This window comes from Rhodopirellula sp. JB055, assembly GCF_043100905.1.
Lineage (GTDB): Bacteria > Planctomycetota > Planctomycetia > Pirellulales > Pirellulaceae > Rhodopirellula.
The window spans coordinates 1-5,118 of record NZ_JBICHO010000545.1; the positions used below are offsets into that span (position 1 = coordinate 1).

Here is a 5,118-nt window from a genome sequence, read left to right on the forward strand (position 1 = left end):
TTTGCGCCCGCGTTTTGGACCATGTCTTTTTTCTGAATGTCCTTCTATACTTGCCTTATTTACTATTCAACACGACTCTGGACCGGACGTTACGGCGCATCCCGAGCAATTACCTGCTTGCTTACCGCCGAAGTTGGCTACTTCTTTGCGACCACATTTCTATGGGTCACTCCGACGATCGGACGCGGTGTCGCTGCCGCAACTGGAGTTGCGAACGGTGGCCTGATGGTTCAGTTTCTCATCCTGTTACCACTCTGGGCTCCGATTGTCCTTGCTTCCTTTCGCCTTTACGATCAACGCCCAACTCAATCTAGCGGATAACCAAGGAATGCACCGGAGCCGGGTGAGGCGGTTTCATCTGGTCGAGGCTCCATCGGCCCCGGCCCGGTGATTCCAAGCGTTCCCCGACGCAAAAATGTGATGGATGCGATAGCGGAACTTGCAGCGATCGATTGGCCGAAAGCAATCGTTGTTCACTACACCGATGGTGCGACCGAACGATTGATTTGTGGTGATGGCGTGACGCTTACACCGCCAGCCGATGACCCCGAGGGACACGGTGGGATCAGCGCTCAGATTCCACCCAAGCATCCGCAGAATCAAAAACGGCTCGAACGCTTTGTATCTCTGGCTGACCTCAAAGCGATTTTTTGCGAACACGGGGATGAACTGTGGCGATGTTCGCGCTAGCGATACGTGCTGGGCGTTGTGCTGTAGATCATGTTCTTTCGCGTTGATGCGTTCTTATTGCTTGCTTTGCCGGCGGTCATCGTACTCGGTATGATTGATTGATCGTCGACCGCGGTGGCTGGCCTATCTCTGCCGCGACACCGGGGAACAATGCGATGAACCGAAGTCGCGGAGTCGTCGTTCTTGACAATGGAAAATCAATCGCCGCGACTCGGTTGTTGCGGACGTTCTGCTCAATAATTGATCGACATGCCGATTCCGGAACATCTCCAACGCCGCGTTGCGTATGTCGATATCTTGACCGCCCATGCGTTCAACCGCTCTGTTTCATTCTGGCGTGATCCGACCGACACGGAACGCCGTTGGTCGAAAATCGAAACACTGCCAAATCCGCTGCTGATTGGACCGAACGATGCTTTGGATGTCGATTGCGATAGCAACGGAGCAATCTCGGCGCCCGATGGAAGTGTCATCCACATTAACGGTAACCTCAACGCAGATCTTGAACCCGCTGGCCACTACGAGATTGTGATTAGCGGTAACGTCGGTGAGAACGCGACGATCCGAGCATCTGGATTCTGTCACGTCTACATTGGTGGTCCTGTCTTCGGCCGCATTGAATCGGCCGACTCATGCAAACTTTGGATCGACGGTGATTTCAACGGAACGCTACTGACTGGGCATCCATCAAATAATCTCCATGTCAGTGGCGACTTTAATGCTGCTGTGAGGCCAATCAACAAGGCATCACTGTTGTTCGTCAGCATCGACGGTTTCGCTCGTCACGATTTGATTTCTAACATAGCGTCGGTAGGCTACACCGTATTCAATGCAAGCATCGGTGCGAGCGACGTGGATGCCGGACTGTATCCAGAAGGTTCTGGACGGCGCAAGACCGAGTCCGGTGCAAGTCACTTTCGTTGGTGCGTGCAATCGCGACGCGAAAGAGCAGAACAATGACATGCACGGGAGCACGGCTTGCGGCGTTGTTCGCAATGGATAATCAACCTTCCGTGCCCCGTGATGTCCGACGTTCCACAATGGAATTTTCTTTAGTGGCAATATGACAACCACGAAGGACACGAAGAGCACGAAGAATGGAGTTTGATGACCTTTCGCATCGCGTGATTGGATGTGTGATCGAAGTCCATCGTGCACTGGGAACAGGGTTGCTTGAATCGGCATACGAGCAGTGCCTCGCTCATGAACTCGCGCGGAACGAAATCGGGTATATGCGGCAGGATCCACAGCCGGTTCAACACAAGGGCGTCCAACTCGACTGCGGCTACCGTATCGATTTGCTCGTCGAGGACGTGCTCATTCTGGAACTTAAGAGCGAGACTCAGCTGACTGGCATTCACGAAGCTCAATTGTTGACGCACATGAAGCTCGCCGAAGTGAAAACGGGACTGCTGATTAACTTCAATGTCACTAAGCTGAAAGACGGGATCAAACGATTGGTCCTTTGATTGTCCTACCTTCGTGCTCTTCGAGTCCTTCGTGGTTCAACCGTTTCTCTGGCGGACCGATGACGTGTAGAATGTCGAACCATCACATTCACACGAAGGGCCGCGAGCTAGATCAAATGGTTTGGTCTGAGTCGTTCGCGCGGCCTCGGTGATGGCGACCGTTCGTCACGATGGGTGCCCATTGAGTACTCGACTCGCGCGTGCATGCCCAACGCCTGTCTGTGCTACAATCTGAGGAGCGTGGTCGTCACGGTGGTGGATCATGACGAACCACCCGCATGCACCTGAGCTGCCGAGACGTGCGACTTTGACTGTGGAGACATCACCGCGGCGGCAAGGTGATGCTCGGCGTTACCCGAAAGTGGTCGAACTCTATCATCGATCACCGTGTCTGACCGAACATGTCCGCTCCTGAGCATCTCTGGCGATTCCCTACTGCAGCAGCGATAGCGAGTCTCGCAAAGCGTCTCGGCGTGCCAAACCACCCTTCGATGCAAGATTGGGAATGGGAAATCGCGGACTCAAGTCGCATCGACGAATATCTCAACATCTACTTGGACGATGAATCGACCAGTGACGAGCGTTTCACATTGATGGAAACGATAATCCAGGCATTTGCGGAGCTTCCCGGCGACCTGTCGTCTGATCCGCGTTGGAGCGTCGTCCTGCGTGTGCTCGATAACAAGATCGATCTACATGCTTACTCGGTTTGGTATTGGGCTGACACGGATGATGATTGGGATGGCACTTGCCCTGTCACACCGTTCATGCGCAAGCTTGTTTCTCACCACTTACCTCGACTTGACCCACACAGTAGCGGATAACCAAGCCATTCACACGGAGCACGGCATGCGCGTTTTCACAAATGGATACATCACTCTCCGTGCCCGTTTATGGCCGCCGTTATTCGATAGGATCATTCACAACCACAAAGGATTCGGACAATGAAGCTTGTCTTGATGTTCGCCACTTTGGCGATGGCTTGCACGGCGTACTCAGCTGACGACGCACGCGTTCCTGTCAAAAAGCTTCCGGACGTCCGACAACCGTCTCATACTGCCGCGACTGTTTTATCATTCAAGAAACAACACAGGAAAGTCGCATCGGGAAGCACAGTCCCAGGACGTGAACTGATCTTAACAATCAAAAACAATAGCAAGCGTACGATCCGTTCAGTGTTCGCCAACGTGTCCTATGATCGCTCCGACAACGTCAAGACTACTCATAACAACGTGAGGGTCTACTGGGCATACGACAACGAACCGGGGATTGCACCTGGAAAAACTGCGACTTGTACTAAAGGTCGTGGTGCTGAATACGGGGACTTCATGGAGCCCCACAATTTCAAAGTTGAGATCACCGAGGTCTCGGACAAGTGGATGCTCCAAAGCACTTTGCCAAGTCCACCGATAACTGTTGTCCCTGTGCCTGATGGCAAGTCGGACGAGTAACCAAGGCATTCACAAGGAGCGGGGCTTGCGGCCGCATTTGACATGGACAGCTTTCTCTCCCCGCCCGGTAATGCCGGTCGTTCGTCCTTAGAGATTCGACTTGACAGTAACTGCACATCGAACTGAAAAACGACGACTGAGACGAGGGACCGGACAGGAAACCTTTGTCGACATGGTGGCGACTGCGTTGCTTGTTCTCGGCTCGGTCCTTGCTCTTGGGCTACTGTTGACAATTTCGTGGTGGGGCCTTGTCGCGTCATGCTCTGTAGTGATTGGCGCATTCTTGAATTGGCTTCTACTTCGATGCCTCGCAGAGCACTTGCGTTTGCAAAAGAAAATTGCCGGATATGAATTCGAAGGGGCTATTCCAGGACCAAACGAAAGTTCCAGCGAGGAAGGTGCGGAGTTGGCTCGATCCTCGCAAACGCGTTTTGAAGTTGCGTTTTTTCGTTGAATGGCCAACGGCCTTGTTCAACATAGCCAGCGGGCAACGCCCCTGGGCCAGGAGAACACGGCCCCATTTTGGCCAACGGCCAAATTCAGTTCAAAACTTGCGGGTTGATGTTGGCCGTTGGCCAACTCATTTTCCTTCGCTCTCGATTCCTGGGGCGATGCCCCAGGCTACGATGAGGATGGCCTTTGGCCAACAAAACCGACTTCAAAAGCGTAACTTCAAAACTGACGCTTCGGGTTACCAAGAGAAACAGCGCATCCCATGATCGCCTCTTTTGGGGCGATCGTGGTGATCGATGACTGGCGTAGCAAGCTGGGAAGATCACACGACCTTTTACTTCGAAAGAACGAACGACATGGACTTGGAATCTCGTCTCCGGGAGTATTACGCGGCATGGTCTCGTCAGGATGCAGACGGAGTGCTTGCATTCTTCGCACCCAACTCCACCTTCGAAGACCTGGCTTTTGCCGCCGAGTTCGAAGGGCTGGACCAGATTCGCTCGTTTGTCGATTTGACCTATGCTGGTTCACCCGATTTTGAAGTGCATCCGACTCAGATCATCGTGGCAAAGAAGACTGCGGCAGCGGCCTGGACCATGCAAGGCACGCACTCGGGAGATTTGCCAGGCCTACCCGCGACCGAGAAAGCGTTCCAGGTTCGCGCGTCTTCGATTGTCAATTTCGATGACAACGGCCAGATCCTCTCAATCGTTGATTACTGGAACCCGCTTGAGTTCCGAGCATCAGTCGGACTGGCGTGACTTGACGGTTGGCCACATCGCAGAAACAGGCGTTCTGGTTCAAACCCCAAAACAGAGCTGGCGCGTGATTTTCCCTTCGCTCACCGCCGGCTTCCCGTAGTCTTCTTGGAGCCTTTGTTTTCTGCCACAGGATCCATGCTGCTGGCGGCGGCAATCCGTTCGCGGTGAATGTCGGCGCAAGGCAAGGGCCATTGTGAAGCCCACCCTGCCACAACAAGGCCCTATCAATGCTGGAACCAAGGCACCGTTCGTTCCACCCACCCAAACCAAGGTACAACCAGTATCGGATCGCAC

At 53.6% G+C, this 5,118-nt stretch carries 6 protein-coding genes; all 6 read left to right on the plus strand.

The window, feature by feature from the left end:
* Positions 1 to 420: 420 nt before the first annotated feature.
* The 6 genes from ACF8AM_RS21180 (at position 421) to ACF8AM_RS21205 (ending at position 4,824) form a co-directional block, all read left to right on the plus strand.
* Positions 421 to 690 carry a hypothetical protein gene (locus tag ACF8AM_RS21180; protein ID WP_392557564.1) on the plus strand — a complete coding sequence of 90 codons (270 nt, stop codon included), beginning with the start codon at positions 421 to 423 and terminating at the stop codon, positions 688 to 690.
* A 249-nt stretch (positions 691 to 939) separates the two neighbouring features.
* Positions 940 to 1,650, plus strand: a complete 711-nt coding sequence (locus tag ACF8AM_RS21185) for a hypothetical protein (protein ID WP_392557565.1) — start codon at positions 940 to 942, stop codon at positions 1,648 to 1,650.
* A gap of 137 nt (positions 1,651 to 1,787) precedes the next feature.
* Complete coding sequence (locus ACF8AM_RS21190; RefSeq protein WP_392557566.1) at positions 1,788 to 2,159, plus strand: GxxExxY protein; 372 nt, start codon at positions 1,788 to 1,790, stop codon at positions 2,157 to 2,159.
* A 491-nt stretch (positions 2,160 to 2,650) separates the two neighbouring features.
* The gene (locus ACF8AM_RS21195; protein WP_392557567.1) at positions 2,651 to 2,983 is read left to right on the plus strand and encodes a hypothetical protein; all 333 of its coding nucleotides are present in this window, start codon (positions 2,651 to 2,653) and stop codon (positions 2,981 to 2,983) included.
* 120 nt (positions 2,984 to 3,103) lie between these two features.
* Positions 3,104 to 3,610: a hypothetical protein gene (locus tag ACF8AM_RS21200; protein WP_392557568.1), complete on the plus strand. Its 507-nt coding sequence runs from the start codon at positions 3,104 to 3,106 to the stop codon at positions 3,608 to 3,610.
* An 809-nt stretch (positions 3,611 to 4,419) separates the two neighbouring features.
* The gene (locus tag ACF8AM_RS21205; RefSeq protein WP_392557569.1) at positions 4,420 to 4,824 is read left to right on the plus strand and encodes a nuclear transport factor 2 family protein; all 405 of its coding nucleotides are present in this window, start codon (positions 4,420 to 4,422) and stop codon (positions 4,822 to 4,824) included.
* The last annotated feature ends 294 nt before the right edge of the window (positions 4,825 to 5,118 follow it).

What these genes read in the sequence shown, in the direction of transcription:
- ACF8AM_RS21180 (WP_392557564.1), top strand. Translation starts at nt 421, where the DNA reads ATGGATGCGATAGCGGAACTTGCAGCGATCGATTGGCCGAAAGCAATC.
- ACF8AM_RS21185 (WP_392557565.1), top strand. Translation starts at nt 940, where the DNA reads ATGCCGATTCCGGAACATCTCCAACGCCGCGTTGCGTATGTCGATATC.
- ACF8AM_RS21190 (WP_392557566.1), top strand. Translation starts at nt 1,788, where the DNA reads ATGGAGTTTGATGACCTTTCGCATCGCGTGATTGGATGTGTGATCGAA.
- ACF8AM_RS21195 (WP_392557567.1), top strand. Translation starts at nt 2,651, where the DNA reads ATGCAAGATTGGGAATGGGAAATCGCGGACTCAAGTCGCATCGACGAA.
- ACF8AM_RS21200 (WP_392557568.1), top strand. Translation starts at nt 3,104, where the DNA reads ATGAAGCTTGTCTTGATGTTCGCCACTTTGGCGATGGCTTGCACGGCG.
- ACF8AM_RS21205 (WP_392557569.1), top strand. Translation starts at nt 4,420, where the DNA reads ATGGACTTGGAATCTCGTCTCCGGGAGTATTACGCGGCATGGTCTCGT.